Source organism: Fulvivirga sp. M361, assembly GCF_007097395.1.
Lineage (GTDB): Bacteria > Bacteroidota > Bacteroidia > Cytophagales > Cyclobacteriaceae > Fulvivirga.
Genome location: NZ_VKDC01000023.1, coordinates 1 through 15,320, shown reverse-complemented (window position 1 = coordinate 15,320; position 15,320 = coordinate 1). Strand labels below are relative to the sequence as shown.

Sequence of the window (15,320 nt, the reverse complement as noted above, 5' to 3'; positions counted from 1 at the left end):
AAATGTCAAATATAATCAAGTTCAGTTTGATTGAAACAAAGGATGCCGTGGTACCATGAGTTAACACTATATTTGTGCCACGATGACACAGGATTTGCCCAATATTGACCTCAAAAAGTTTCAGTATAACTTACCGGAAGAAAAAATCGCCAAGTTTCCTCTAAAAGAAAGAAGTGATTCAAAATTGCTCTGTTATCAAAAAGGGACTATAGAGCATCATCAATTCAAAGACATTAGTGAACTTCTTCCTGAAAATGCCACTCTTTTTTTCAACAATACACGTGTAATACCTGCGCGCCTTCATTTCTTTAAAGAAACAGGTGCATTAATTGAAGTATTTTTATTAGAACCTGTATCCCCAACGCCGGATGTTGCTTCAGCCATGCTGATAAAAGGGCAATGCCAATGGAAATGTATGATTGGCAACTTAAAAAAATGGAAAGATAACATACCCCTGAGCCTGTATTTAGATGAAGTACTTACTATCTCCGCTTCAATAGTAGACCGTGATGAACAAATTGTTGAATTCAACTGGAAAAGTGATCATTCCTTTGTCGATTTACTGCAGTTAGCAGGTAAAATACCCCTGCCCCCTTATATCCGAAGAGAAGTTAGTGAAACGGACAAAGAACGATACCAGACCGTTTACTCAGCACAAGAAGGAGCTGTTGCGGCACCCACTGCGGGGCTACACTTTGATAATAAAGTACTTGCTAACCTTCACCTGAAAGGTATTAAAACAGATTACCTGACATTGCACGTCAGTGCAGGCACATTTCAGCCTATCAAATCTGACAACATCATGAAACACCCCATGCACCATGAACAGGTTACTGTAACGAAGGCTAATCTGGAAAGTATTATGGCAAGTGATGACATCATCGCCGTGGGTACTACATCGCTGAGAACACTGGAGAGTCTGTATTGGTATGGTGTAGATCTATTATTAAAAAACAAACAGGATTTTCACATCGAAAAACTTCGTCCATACGTTCTCAACGAATCGCTTCCGAATGCAAAAACGGCTATAAAAGCAGTATTAGACCATATGACGGATACTGAATTGGATGAAATAAGTGGCAGCACTGAAATCTTTATTTTTCCAGGCTATTCGTTCAAAATTTGTAATGGCTTAGTCACCAATTACCATTTACCAGGTTCAACATTAATCTTGCTCATCGCGGCCTTTATAGGTGAAGATTGGCGAAAAGTGTATGAAGAAGCATTACAAAATAACTATCGTTTTCTCAGTTATGGTGACAGTTCATTGCTTATACCTTCATCTTCCTCCGGTCAAGGAAATGAAAAAAAGCTTTCACTATTTTAAGGTAAGTTTCTGATCATTAAGGTCCACTAGTTTGATCTCAACTCTTCTGCTCTCTTCAGCACTGGACTTTTCGTCTTTGGTTGCCCCATATCCCCTGGCGATAATTCTTCGTCGCACTATTCCTTTCTGATTGATATAATCCAGCACAGAAATCGCCCGCCGATTGGACAGATTCCGGTTAGAATCTTCTGAACCTTCCGAAGAGGCATAACCCGATATCTGTACTCCAAGTTGGTCATTGGTCTTTAACTTCTCTAAAAGTGCATCCAGCTTATTATAATAAGTGAGTTTCAAATCACTTTTACCCGCCTCAAAATATATTTTTACTTCTTCCTGTAACAAGGTCATATCCACTTTAGGGGTTGGTGCTTTGTTCTTCTGCCTGGCAGCCTCTTCGGTAACAAACATAGTGGGAAGTGAAAAGATCGTTCTTCCGTCAACCTCTTTTTTCTCAAATTTACTCTCGTCACTTTCATCATAGTAATATACACGGGTGGCCTCTTCAAGACTACCGATCTCTATAAAACTGACATCATCAATAGGATTCGTCCGATAGATCAAACTGGTCAGATAATCTATGCCTTTTTGGTCGTTAGCAGCTATTAAATCGTTCATCAGATCGTATATATCAATACTATCGCTCTGTACCAGGGCTGCTTCATGTGTTTCTCTTATATCTGTTACAGCATCCTCATGTGTATCATAAAAAGCGTTTTTCACTTCTACCGATTGTCCTACCACAACATCAAACTGTTTGATCGTTTTAAGGTAAATACGCTGATAAAGCTCATAAAAGTAAGTTTGACCAGGTACATTGATGTTTAATGTGTATGGTAGAAAGCCTTCGGATTCGATAATCATATCGTAATTCTTCGCCGGTGGCAATATAATGAGGTAGTTACCTGTTTTAGGGTCGGGTTGATAAACAAAATCCAACTTTTTACCAGACTCCAAATCAATTACATAGATCTTAGTGTGCAATGGCTTGTTATCCTCTCCATTTAATATTTGACCTTTAACCATGGTAAGAGGTATATTAGCTTCCTCTTCCGGCATATTCAAGCTGTAAATATCCTGCCCCCCTTTGCCTCCCTTTCTGTCAGAAGAAAAATATGCCCTGCGACCATCAGCCGTCAGTGTAAAGTAGTCGTCATTTGCTGTAGTATTGATAGGATACCCCATATTCTCAGGTGTTGTCCAGGCCCCGTTAAACAAACGGGTAACAAAAATATCCCTTCCCCCCATGGTATTATGTCCATCGGAAGTAAAGAACAGCGTCCATTGGTCAGGATGAATGAAAGGTGCGTCTTCATCATATTTGGAGTTTACTTCTCCCCCAAGGTTAACCGGCTCACCCCACTCCCCGGATTCAAGCTTCTCTGATTTATATAAATCCAGACCACCGTATCCTCCTGGACGATTGCTCGCAAAATAAATCGTTTTACCGTCCGGGGTAAGGCTGGCTGTAGTCTCAAGATTTCTTGAGTTGATCTGATTACCAAGAGTCACGGGTTTTGACCATTCCTTGCCTGATTTATCTATAGAATACAAATTTCCCGTTCCTTCAGCTCCACCTATAAAAACCAACATTCTTTGTCCATCAACAGATAACCCTGCCGTTCCTACATTATAATTAGAAACAATTTCAATCTTTTCAGGCTGAGACCATGCTCCTGAAATATTATAGGCTATGTATACATCTTCAATAAATTTTTCACTGGATCTGGTCCGGCCCGTGTTGGGGCGTAGCGCAGTAAATGCCAATACACTCTCATCTGCGGATACTATTGGATTATATTCTGTGTATTCCGAGTTTATGACCGGTCCCTGACTAAATATTTCCACACTGCGAGGGTTCCCCATTAGTGCCAAAGCATTTGTTGCTTCTTGTAGCGCCTTCTCTGCCTTCTGAACCATCTGAGGATCATTTTTTATGGTACTTTTGAACTTACCATAGTATTCTAATGCCTTTTCTATTTGTTCATTTTTATGGTACGCGCTACCCAGATCAAAATATACACTGGCTGGTAACTCATCCATACCTGTCTTTATTGCTCTTTCGAAATAAGGTATGGACTTTACCTGTTCATCAATTTCATCAGCTTTTTCATAACACAAAGCAGTACGGTATAAGATAATGGGGTCTTCCACACCTTTTTCTAATACCTCAAGATAAAGTGTTAAAGCAGCTTCGTAATTTCTGATCTTAAAGTACTTATCCGCACTGTAAACCTTTTTATCAATACTCTGCCCCAGGACATTAATTGATAAAGCCAGAAACAGGCAAAGAATAAAGACTTTGTATCCTTTAGTTAAAAAAATGAAAGCCATAAGACTAAGAATTAAACCTTTTAATATTAATACTATTGAACAAAAATAATGAATTTATTCAATACTCTGACACCTCCTGATACTTACCAGGACTCCTATGATATTCATCATAGAACTATTTAAGAATCCTGTTAAACAGATAGTTAGACTTTTCAATTAAAATAAAGCCACTTACATTTCAAATAGTTTGCGAGAAAACCAAACATTAATTCTCCTTGTGCAATACTCATAATTAAACTCATAACCCCCCATATCATAAGTGGGTTACCTTTTCAAACATATTCTTACTTATAGTATAACTATAAAAAATAATACACTGATAAAGTTTTTAGAAATCGACTACTTTATGTTTATTGTATGTTTATAAGAGCATTTCTATTCAAACTTAAGTCAAAGATTATATTATGCAATGACAATGGCATATGTAAGAAATGGTGTAGATAAGAAGAGAATTGAGTAAGCTATTACGTACTACTCAACTTTTTTAAATATATATGATGTAATTTAGTTGGCTTTAATTTTCTATGGGTTTTAAGCATACGGTATACAAGCTTCTTGATGTAGAAGAAGCAGAGGCGTCCCGGGTATTTTCACTTCTGGGAATGGGCTTTTTCATGGGTATATTCCTTGCTACACTTGATGTGGGTGCCTCCAGTTTGTTTTTGACCAACATAGATGAAGCTGATCTTGAAAAGCAACTTCCTCTTGCCATTATCACTTCCGGGCTATTAGGAATTCTTTTCACTGCCATATATAATTTTTTTCAAGGTCGTATTTCCTTTGGTTTCTTGACCATAAGTGCATTGCTGATCATTGCCGTTGTTTTAATAGGGATAGAATGGAGCCTGGAAACCTTCGAAAACCTGAGCCCGGTTTATTTCTTTGCCTTCACCTTCATTGTACCTTCCAACTTTATTGTACTCCTTGTTTTTTGGGGTGTTTTTGGCAGAATGTTCAACTTAAGGCAGTCAAAAAGGATTATAGGTAGTATTGATACCGGTCAACTCATCGCTTCGATCATCGCCCTTTTCTCCATACCCCTCTTGCTTAACTACATCACTACGGCGGACCTATTATTGATCAGCATTGCGAGTATAGGAGGTTTACTATTGAATGTGCTTTTGATACTGAACAAAAACCTGTTCATAGAATCTATCAAAAGTCAGGCCAGCCGTGTTCGCTATTCGGCGATCTTTAAAAACAAATACATCGCTTTAATGGCGCTTTTCGTTAGTGTTTCAATGATAGCGGTAAATTTCGTGGACTATTCTTTTCTGAATGTAACCAAGATGCAATTCGATGAGAATAGCCTGCCAAACTTTCTGAGTTATTTTGAAGCGACAATAGTCATTTTTAGCTTTCTCTTTCAAACTTTCGTTACAGATAGGATCATTGCCATCTATGGACTCAAAGTATCCTTACTTATCAATCCGATACTGATAGGTTTATTTACGATTGCCGCCGTGTTTATCGGATCTGTATTTGGGTACACCGCAGACAGCGGATCACTGATTTTCTTCTTCATCATTATTTCGATGAGCAAACTATTTAATGCCTCGCTAAAAGATGCATTGGATGGTCCGGCATTTAAGCTGTACTTCCTCCCTATCAACAGCACTATCCGATTTGATGTACAAACAAAGATTGAAGGTGTGGTAACTGCATTTTCAGGTCTTGTAGCAGGTGCGCTGTTGATCGTCATAGAAAACATCCGTGGTCTTGACTTAATATATATATCGGTATTCACCTTACCGGTTATTGCCATTTGGTATGTTGTAACACAAAAAATGCACAATAATTACAGGCATACACTACAGGATTCACTTGTACAGAACCGGAATCAAAGTAATAAAGATGATGCGGCCCGGGAATATGGCGTAGACCGGATACTGGAAAATGAATTAAAAAGTAAAGCACATGAAAAAGTACTTTACAGCTTGAAGCTTATGGAAAAGCTGGAACCATCGTTATTCGAATCTTCGGTTTTAAAACTACTTAAGAGTGACTCACCAGAATTAAAGGGTTTTGCAAAAGAACAGGCATTGAAACTGGACCTTGAATTTGATAAGTCTTCAGAAATAGGCTTACTGGCCAGGCAGGCAGCAGACCATGTTGAAGTGAGTGATCATATTTCGATTGATGCAGATAAACTCGAAAAACTGAGTAAATCCATAAAGAGTCAGGATCGTTTACTGGCCGTCAAACTGCTGAGAAGGGTAACAGGAGAGAAAAACATTTTTATCCTTCTTGAATTACTTCGGGATATTGACCCTAACGTCAAGGCCGAAGCACTTGTCACGGCCAGAAAACTTAAGCTCAAGGAGACCTGGGGCCTGTTGATAGACCTGCTGGATTCATCCACCTATTGCAGTGCGGCTGCAGCAGCTTTAACGGAAGCCGGTAAGTCCAGCTTATTTCACCTGGAAAACGCTTTCCATAAATCCGGACAGAGTGATATGGTAATGTTGAAGATCGTACAGATCATAGGCAGAATCGGAGGTCTGGAAGCTATGCAACTCTTATGGAAAAAAATTGAATTCCCGGACAGGCGTATAGTAACACAAATTCTACAATCATTAAGGTATTATAACTACCAGGCGATTGGCAGAGAAGCCACCAGCATTACTAATCTACTCGAAAATGAGATCGGTAAGGCCATCTGGAATATTGCTGCTATTTCAGAGCTTTCTGACGAGAAGCATTTCAATCCACTGAGAGATGCACTGGGAGAAGAAGTAAAAGACAACTTCGATATGATATACATGCTTTTGTCCATACTATATGACCCGCAGTCGGTGCAGTTGGTAAGACAAAATGCTGAAAGTGAAACCTCAGATGGCGCTGCTTTTGCCATAGAATTGATGGACCTGTTCCTGGCCCCGGATCTTAAACCCAAGTTGTTCCCGCTCATTGATGACATTCCTGTAGAGAATAAGATCCGTCAGCTACAAATCCATTTTCCAAGAGAAAACTATACCCCTATTCAAACCCTCAACTACCTGCTGAACAGGAATTACAACCAAACGAACAGATGGACCAAAGCTTGTGCTATTCATGCTACCGCTTTTATGCCGGATTTCCGCATTAGCCGCGGACTTGTGGCCCAATTGTTTAACAGAGATGAAATGCTTCAGGAAGTAGCTGCCTGGGTCATCTATCATAAAGATGCTGAGGCTTACCTTAGTATTTCTCAACGATTAAAGCCTGAAGTAAGAAAAAACCTCCAACTCTCAATAGAAAGAAACCAATTACATGAAGGGCTCATGGACGGCTTCTATCTTTATGTAGAAATGGTAATGTTTGTGAAAAACGTACCTGAATTTAAGAATATAAAAGGGGTTATTTTATCAGAAATGGCCGATAAGATGTCCAACAGGAACCTGTCTGAAGGTCATTCGATAAAAATTAAACAACAAGCCCAGGAAGAACAGCTCTTTATTATTTCAGAAGGGGAAGTATCTGTAAGACATGACGGAAAAGAGATCATACATTTAATGAAAGGGGACGTGTTTGGTAATTTAATGAAAACCGGAGAACAAGTACTGGCTGATGAATTACAATGCTTAAGTGACGCCGTGATATTTGAGTTATCCGTCCATGACTTTTACAATGCCATGTCAAATCATTATGAATTGGCACAGGTGTTTCTCAAGAACATGGAAAAAAAACTTGTGAAAGTGGCTAAATAATTTAATATAGTATAGATGGCTTACGAAATTGATGTATTAATTGCCTATGCAGAAGCAGATAATCACCCCACGGAGTTTCAACAGGGATGGGTAGAAGATTTTAAAAAATTCCTTGAACTGGTATTGATCCAGGTCGTTGGTAACAAACCTAATATTCTGTTAAAATCTGAACATGATGAGTTAGCCGGTGCTGATATGAGCAAGGTAGCAACTTTCATGCCCGTACTGTCTCACTCCTACCTGGCTTCGCCTAAATGCATGGGATACCTGGAAGATTTCGTTCAAAGTGCTGGTAAGGAAGCAAACAGTCGTATTTTTAAAGTATTAAAAAGGCCTTTACTTGTGGATGAACAACCACCTGTGCTTAGTAACCAGATCGGTTATGAACTATTTAATATTAATGTAGGCACCGGTGAAACAGAAGATTACACCAACTTCTTCACTTTCGAGGCCGAAAGAGGTTTTTGGATGAAAATGGTAGATCTTGCCTATGACATTCAAAAAGGATTGTTAGATCTAAACACGAAGAGTGTCAAATCAGAAATTAAGTCCATTTATTCAAATAAATCAGTTTACCTGGCTGAAACCGGTCATGATCTGGTGATACAACGAAACATCATTAAGCGTGAGTTGCAGCGTCATGGATATCGTGTATTGCCTGACCATATTCTTCCTTCTGAAGTTCAGCGACTCAAAAAGGTGGTGATAGATCAATTGGAAGAATGCAATTACTCCATACACTTGATAGGCAACTCTTATGGAGGCATTCCGGAAGGCTCTGATAAATCTATTGTAGACTTACAAAATCAATTCTCCGCAGAAAAAAGTGCACGAGTTAAAGACAAGACCAAATTTGCACGACTTATATGGATAGCGCCAAGATTAGACTATGCCAATGAAAGACAATTGGCTTTTATTGAAGGCATTAAAAGGGATATTTCTTCAACAGAAGGCGCAGAAATTCTACAGACCCCGCTCGAAGATTTTAAAAATATTATCAGAGAGCAACTCATTGAAAAACGGTTGGATATTCAATTAGTGAAGAGAGAAGTAATGGATGACCAGGCGGGACAAAACGTTTACATCGTCCATGACAAAATGGACAGTAAACCCGTAAATAAGTTAAAAACCTATCTCGAAAAAGCAGGATACAACGTCTTAACCCCTACATTTGAAGGTCAGCTACTTGATTTAAGGCAGCATCATATTAATAACCTGCGGGAACTGGATGCTGCCATAATCTATCAAGGAGGTGTTAACGATCAATGGGTTAGAATGAAATTATTAGATTTGTTGAAAGCCCCTGGTTTTGGACGTAACAAACCCATAAAAGGAAAGGCCATTATAAGTGAGAAAAAACAACAGATTGACTTGAAAACTTTCGGAAATCAGGAAATTACCCTTATCGACAGGCAAGAAACAAAAGCCCTGGAAAAGGAATTAAAAGTTTTTTTAGAAGAACTTAACGAAACTTCCAAATGAGTTCTCAGTTGGTCAGTCAGGATACCAAGACTGCCGATAATCCTTTCCCTGGATTACGGCCTTTTAGAATAGAGGAAAGCCATCTCTTCTTCGGCCGGGAAGGTCAAAGTGATGAAGTACTCCTCAAATTATCTAAAAACCGATTTGTTGGTGTTATTGGTCCGTCAGGAAGTGGTAAGTCATCCTTTGTATATTGTGGTGTTCTGCCCATTGTTTATGGTGGTTTCCTTACAGATGCCAGCCCTAACTGGGACGTTGTGGTGACAAGGCCCGGCGGCGGCCCTATCGAGAACATGGCAGATGCGCTCCTTCAAAAAGATGAAGAGTATCTTATAGCAGACGCAGATGAGCAGAAAATAAAGAAAACGATCATCACTACGCTGCTACGAAGTAGCTCTATGGGACTGGTAGAAGCTGTCATGCAATCTAGGAAATCAGAAGATAAGAACTACCTGATACTTGTTGATCAATTTGAAGAACTTTTTCGTTTTAAAAACAATACAGATACCGGCACTGTAAATGAAACACTGGCGTTTGTAAACCTTCTGATGGAGGCCATAAACCACATGGACGTCCCCATTTATGTGGCAATCACCATGCGCTCCGACTTTATCGGAGACTGTGCTCAGTTTCCCGAACTCACCAAAAAGCTTAACGATAGTCATTACCTGATCCCGCAAATGACCCGCGAACAAAAACGCAGGGCCATAGAAGGGCCCGTGGCTGTAGGAGGAGCTGCCATCACCCAACGTCTGACACAACAGTTGCTCAATGACCTGGGCGATAATCCGGACCAGCTACCGATATTACAGCATGCCCTTATGCGTACATGGAGTTACTGGGCACGAACGAGAGACCTGCAGGAAGAAGTTGATATAAAGCACTATGAGGCTATTGGCACAATGGCCGAAGCCCTGTCCATGCACGCCAATGAAGCTTACGACGAGCTAAATGAAGACCAAAAGCACATTTGTGAGTTACTTTTCAAGGCGATTACCGAAAAACGGGGCGAAAACTTCGGGATAAGGCGCCCTACAAGGTTAAGCGAGATTGCAGCCATAGCTGATGTCTCCGAACAGGAGGTAATTGAAGTTATCGACCGTTTCAGAGATCCTTCCAGATCACTACTCACACCAGCATACAATGTACCTCTGGATGCCAAGTCTATCATAGATATATCTCATGAAAGCCTGATGCGGATATGGGTAAGGTTGAAAAACTGGGTGGATGATGAGGCTGACGCTGTACAGATGTACATGCGATTGTCAGAGGCCTCTGCCATGTACCAGGTTGGTAAAGCAGGACTATGGAGGCCCCCTGATCTACAGCTGGCACTCAATTGGCAGGCAAAACACAAACCCACACTCGTCTGGGGGCAACGTTACCATCCTGCTTTTGAACGGACCATGATCTTCCTTGAATATTCAAGGAAAGAGTTTGAGACGGAGCAACGCATCAAAGAACTCCAGGCTAAACGAAGGCTACGTATTGCAAGGATCACTGCATTGGTAATGGGTGGAATTACCATCATAGCTTTACTATTCCTTGTGTATGCTTTTATCCAAAAAACACAGGCCGATAGAAATGAGGCCAGAGCTATCGAAGCAAAAGAAGAAGCTGATGCCAATGCCATTCAAGCCAAAAAAAATGCGGATGAAGCTAAAAGAAATGCAGAGGAAGCAGAAAGAGAGAAATTAGCTGCAATAGCTGCCCGTGAAGATGCCAACCGCGCCAAAGAAAAAGCCGAGGCCAACTTCAAACTGGCAGAAGTACAGCGTGAGCGGGCTGAATTTGAGGAGGCTGAAGCAAAAAAACAAGAACAGCGTGCTCAGGAGGCTACAGTAAGGGCAGAAAATAATGCAGAAAGGGCCCGTGAGAACGAACGGCTTGCCATTATAGAAAAAGAACGTGCCGATAAACTCAGGTACCAGGCTATCGCCAAAGCGCTGGCTGTGAAGGCCACGCAGTTTAGGAAAGCACAAGGGGAAGAACAGGTGATACTGAAAGGCTTACTCGCTCAGCAGGCTTACAATTATAATACCCAATATGAAGGCAACAAATACGATAATGACGTGTATTACGGCCTGTATGAAGCGCTGCGCGATCTGGAAGACCCAATGGCAAAGAGCCTGGAAGGACATAGTAAAGCCATCAGAGCGCTGGCTTCCAGCGCCAGTGGAAACCATGTTTACTCAGCAGGAACGTATGGCAAAATTCTGAGATGGTCCGTCAATGGCACACACCGTGAAGCGGATACCCTGGTACAGGAAAGGGGCGAATCCTATTTATTCCGGGCACTGGCGGTTAGTTCTGATGATAAAACACTGGTAGCTGCCGGCAACCTGCCAATAAATGACCAGGGTAAAACCTTTGCAGAAATCTATGATCTGCAAAACAAGGCAAATCGCAGGAAATTATACGGGTTTGAAAAACAGGTATGGAAATTAGCATTCGTTCCTAAACAGCAAATATTCTATGCATTGGACAATGAAGGGCATAGTATCAAACGATCTGATCTTTCGAGTGTAAAAGAAATAGTCAGTTATGAAACCAGGATCAATGACATAACGGTAAGTCCTGATGGCAAATGGCTATTGGCTGTATCAAAAAAAGGTGAAGTGCTGATGTTCGATGCTGAGAACAACTTCAAAGCATCCGTTATTCATCAACATGGAAAAAACCTGCAGGCAATCGCCATAAGTCAGGATAATTTTATTGCTGTAGGAGATGTAAATGGATTGATTAAAGTGATAGAACCATTTGGTAATGATAGTCCTGCCGAGTTGATCGGTCATACTTCTGAAATTGATCAAATTGAATTTAGTACAGATGGCAGGTTCATTGCCACGGCATCCAAAGACCGGACCGTTAAACTTTGGAACCGCAAAGAGGTAAACACACAACCTATCAATCTGAAAGACCACCCCACCTGGGTTTGGACTATCGCTTTTAGCCCGGACAATAATCAGATACTGGCGGGTACACGGGAGGCGCTTGTCCGGGCCTGGCCTACTACCATTGAGGCCATGTCTGACAAAATATGTCCCCGAATTGAAAGAAATTTATCCAAAGACGAATGGTCCCTTTTCGTTAGCGAGGACATCGACTATGAAAAAACCTGTGAAAACAACCCCAATGGTGAATAAGTTACTATCGGCATCTCTTTTAGTACTTGGTATGGTACTCTCCGGTTACGCTCAAAACACGTGTACACAATCGTTACGAAGTGCACAAACTGCCTATGATGAGGGCCAGTTGCAGCGAATACCCGTACTGCTGGAAAGCTGCCTGAATTCGAGGGACGGTTTTACCGATGAGGAAAAAACGCTGGCGTATCGTTTGCTTACATTGGCGCATATTTTTATGGACGAGCCTCAAAAAGCGGATGAAGCCATGTTGGCATTGTTAAAATTCAATCCTCAGTTTGAAATCAATGAAGGAGCTGATCCGGCTGAACTTATCAACTTGTACGGAACATTCCGAACAACACCTATCCTCAGTTATGGGATTAAGGGAGGTGGAAATATCACGTTAGTAGAGGTCTTAAATAGTTTTGGTGTACATAACCTGGAGGGCACGGATGGAGAATACCAGAAAGATCCGGGGTTCCAGGTGGGTTTTAGCGTTGAAATACCATTAACCAAAAAACTCACATTAAACCCTGAGTTGTATTTGATGGGTAATTTTAATACTTACGTTAATAATTTCGGAAACATAGATTCGCTGAATCGTTTTATTAGAAAGCAAGAATTTACCTTCAGCCATCTCACGGCCTCTTTACCGGTTACACTTCAGTACAGACTTATCGATAACAGCAAATTAAACCCATACGTATTTGCAGGCGCTTCTGCTAATTACGCATTATCCTCTACACTCAACGGACAGACTAATTCCAGCAATGAAAGTTTTGAAGGGCCTACAGAAGACTTGATGGAACAACGATTCGCACTGAATTTTAACGCTATCCTGGGAGGTGGTATCAAACTAAAGGTGGGAAAAAATCAACTTTTAATAGAGGCCCGGTTTAACTACGGCATTTTAAATCAATTGGATGAAGACAAGCGATACGCTAATCAGGAACTGCTCTTTAATTATGGCTATATACATGACGATATTAAATTGCACAGTATCGCCCTTTCCGTAGGCTACCTGCTGCCCTTGTATAAGCCAAAAAAACTGTGACATACGCTCCTATGAAGAAGTTTATCTATATTTTGATTTTTTTCAACGTATACCTGGCTGGCTGTAATACGGAGGCAGATGTAGCCCCGGGCGAGTCAGGGACATTTGTCAAGTTCTTTGGGAATATCAACTCTGACGTTGCCGAAGATATGAAGACAACCACAGACGGAGGTTTTATATTTCTATCCAGTAATCGTACAGAACTGACCGAAATAGAAATTGACAAAATACATCTGGTAAAAACAGACGCATTTGGAAATATAGAATGGGAAAGGCTGTACCCTGAGGAGGAAGGCATTCCCGCATCAGAGGAAGAAAGCATCAACCTCACGGGCAGGTCCCTGTTGGCATTGGAAGACGGTTACATAGTGGTAGGTGATAGTATCTATGACGAAGAATCATCCAATTTATACATCATGAGAACAGCTTTGGACGGTAATCTTTTGAATGAAGCCTCACTCTCTATTCCGGGAGGCAACTTGAAAGGTCGTGTAATAGAGCTAACTCAAGAGGGTGGATTTATAGTACTTGGACAGATCGAAAATAGCGCTGCCCCTGAAAATATGTATTTGGCCATGCTAAATGCCAATCTTGATGTCATCTGGGAACAGCAATACGGTATTGGAGACGAAGCCAATGTATCGAGGTCCTTCCATGTGGGTGAGCAGGAGATCACCTGGGCAGGTACCACTATAAGAAACCCTGGCGAACAAGACATCCGTTTTATATCCACCCCATTTGATTCAAAAAACACCTTTTTTGACGAATCCGTAGGATTAAATAACGGCAGGAACGATATAGGTGCAGATATTAAGCGATGTCCTACCGGTTATGTCATTGTAGGTACTACAAACGATACAGAGAATGGAGACAATGATATGTTTCTTATTTCTATCAGCACAGCCGGAAACGTATTATGGTCTGAAACATTTGGAGGCAGCGGTAATGACACAGGAGAGTCCGTAATGGTAACTTCACGTAATGAAATAGTAGCCCTGGGTACTACGGAAAGTTTTGGAAATGGTGAACGGGACATGTATCTGGTGAAAACAGACCTGTCCGGTAACGCCATCTGGACAGATACACCTGGTGAAGGACGAACATTCGGAGGGGTCAACGATGAAGCAGGCTCACGTGTGCTGGAAACTGCTGATAACGGTTATCTGCTCTTAGGCACTGAAGATTTCAATGATGTAGGAACCATGATCCTGATTAAAACAGATCAGGATGGAAACCTCTGATTAAAACACTACAACTACCCTTGTCATGATGAAGGCTTTATTTTATATCCCCCTATTTTCATTGATCTGTGCGCTGTCGTTGGGGCAGACAGTGGAACTCTCACTTTCGGCAAATGCCGGTACAGAGGGAACAGGACCCGTCATTGATGTTATAGCCACCACATCTTCAAATGTAATCGGATCACAGACTGTGGACGTTACTGTTTCAGGAACAGGTATTACCACAGACGATTATATACTAAGCAACACCACAATCACCATTGCTGATGGGACAAACATGGGTACGGTGACATTTACCATAGAAGATGATGTTATAGATGAATTTGATGAAACGGCTTCTATTCAGATATCAAATCCTGGTCCCGACATTACGCCAGGCACCGTAATGTCCTTAGATGTGACCATCACAGACAACGATCCGGAACCCACAGTAACCCTTAGTGCTTCATCAAATACCATAGCCGAAAATGGCGGTAGCACAACGTTAACGGCCGAATTATCTGCTATTTCCGGAAAAGACGTTACCGTTAATTTATCCTACATAAATATCAGCACCACAGCGGCCGACTACTCGGGAGCAACCAGCATTGTTATTCCAGCCGGTGATATGAACGCTACTACAGCTATTACAGGCCAGGATGATAGCGACGTAGAAGGAGATGAAAGCTTCACGGTAGAAATAGCTTCTGTCACCAACGGTGTGGAAGACAGTACGCCACAAGAGGAAACAATTACCATCACAGATGACGACATCCCTGCCCCCACCACAGTGGAACTCTCACTTTCGGCAAATGCCGGTACAGAGGGAACAGGACCCGTCATTGATGTTATAGCCACCACATCTTCAAATGTAATCGGACCACAGACTGTGGACGTTACTGTTTCAGGGACAGGTATTACCACAGACGATTATATACTAAGCAACACCACAATCACCATTGCTAATGGGACAAACATGGGTACGGTGACATTTACCATAGAAGATGATGCTATAGATGAATTTGATGAAACGGCTTCTATTCAGATATCAAATCCTGGTCCCGACATTACGCCAGGCACCGTAATGTC

General features: G+C 41.3%; 8 protein-coding genes. 7 read left to right on the top strand and 1 reads right to left on the bottom strand.

Features of this window, described 5'->3' with window-relative positions:
* The first annotated feature begins 82 nt into the window (after positions 1 to 82).
* Positions 83 to 1,327: an S-adenosylmethionine:tRNA ribosyltransferase-isomerase gene (locus FNH22_RS21510; RefSeq protein WP_143400513.1), complete on the top strand. Its 1,245-nt coding sequence runs from the start codon at positions 83 to 85 to the stop codon at positions 1,325 to 1,327.
* Here the strand turns inward: FNH22_RS21510 and FNH22_RS21505 are convergent.
* Positions 1,319 to 3,658, bottom strand: coding sequence for an OmpA family protein (locus tag FNH22_RS21505; RefSeq protein ID WP_143400512.1), 2,340 nt, complete (start codon positions 3,656 to 3,658; stop codon positions 1,319 to 1,321). The two genes, FNH22_RS21510 and FNH22_RS21505, sit on opposite strands and share 9 nt — an antisense overlap.
* Before the next feature lie 524 nt (positions 3,659 to 4,182).
* Between FNH22_RS21505 and FNH22_RS21500 the strand changes: the two genes are divergently transcribed.
* The 6 genes from FNH22_RS21500 to FNH22_RS21475 all read left to right on the top strand — a co-directional run.
* Positions 4,183 to 7,347 carry a cyclic nucleotide-binding domain-containing protein gene (locus FNH22_RS21500; protein ID WP_143400511.1) on the top strand — a complete coding sequence of 1,055 codons (3,165 nt, stop codon included), beginning with the start codon at positions 4,183 to 4,185 and terminating at the stop codon, positions 7,345 to 7,347.
* A gap of 15 nt (positions 7,348 to 7,362) precedes the next feature.
* On the top strand, positions 7,363 to 8,829 hold the full coding sequence (locus FNH22_RS21495; RefSeq protein ID WP_143400510.1) for a DUF4062 domain-containing protein: 1,467 nt from the start codon (positions 7,363 to 7,365) through the stop codon (positions 8,827 to 8,829).
* A complete protein-coding gene (locus FNH22_RS21490) occupies positions 8,826 to 11,975 on the top strand; it encodes a High-affnity carbon uptake protein Hat/HatR (RefSeq protein WP_143400509.1) in 3,150 nt (1,049 codons plus the stop codon). The genes FNH22_RS21495 and FNH22_RS21490 overlap by 4 nt, the downstream gene beginning before the upstream one ends.
* Positions 11,950 to 13,011, top strand: coding sequence for a porin family protein (locus FNH22_RS21485; RefSeq protein WP_185154339.1), 1,062 nt, complete (start codon positions 11,950 to 11,952; stop codon positions 13,009 to 13,011). Before FNH22_RS21490 ends, FNH22_RS21485 begins: the two co-directional genes overlap by 26 nt.
* An 11-nt stretch (positions 13,012 to 13,022) precedes the next feature.
* Positions 13,023 to 14,252: a hypothetical protein gene (locus tag FNH22_RS21480; protein WP_143400507.1), complete on the top strand. Its 1,230-nt coding sequence runs from the start codon at positions 13,023 to 13,025 to the stop codon at positions 14,250 to 14,252.
* Positions 14,253 to 14,277: 25 nt separating this feature from the next.
* Positions 14,278 to 15,320, top strand: a 1,043-nt coding sequence (locus tag FNH22_RS21475) for a Calx-beta domain-containing protein (RefSeq protein ID WP_221420323.1), incomplete at its 3' end; no start/stop codon positions are given.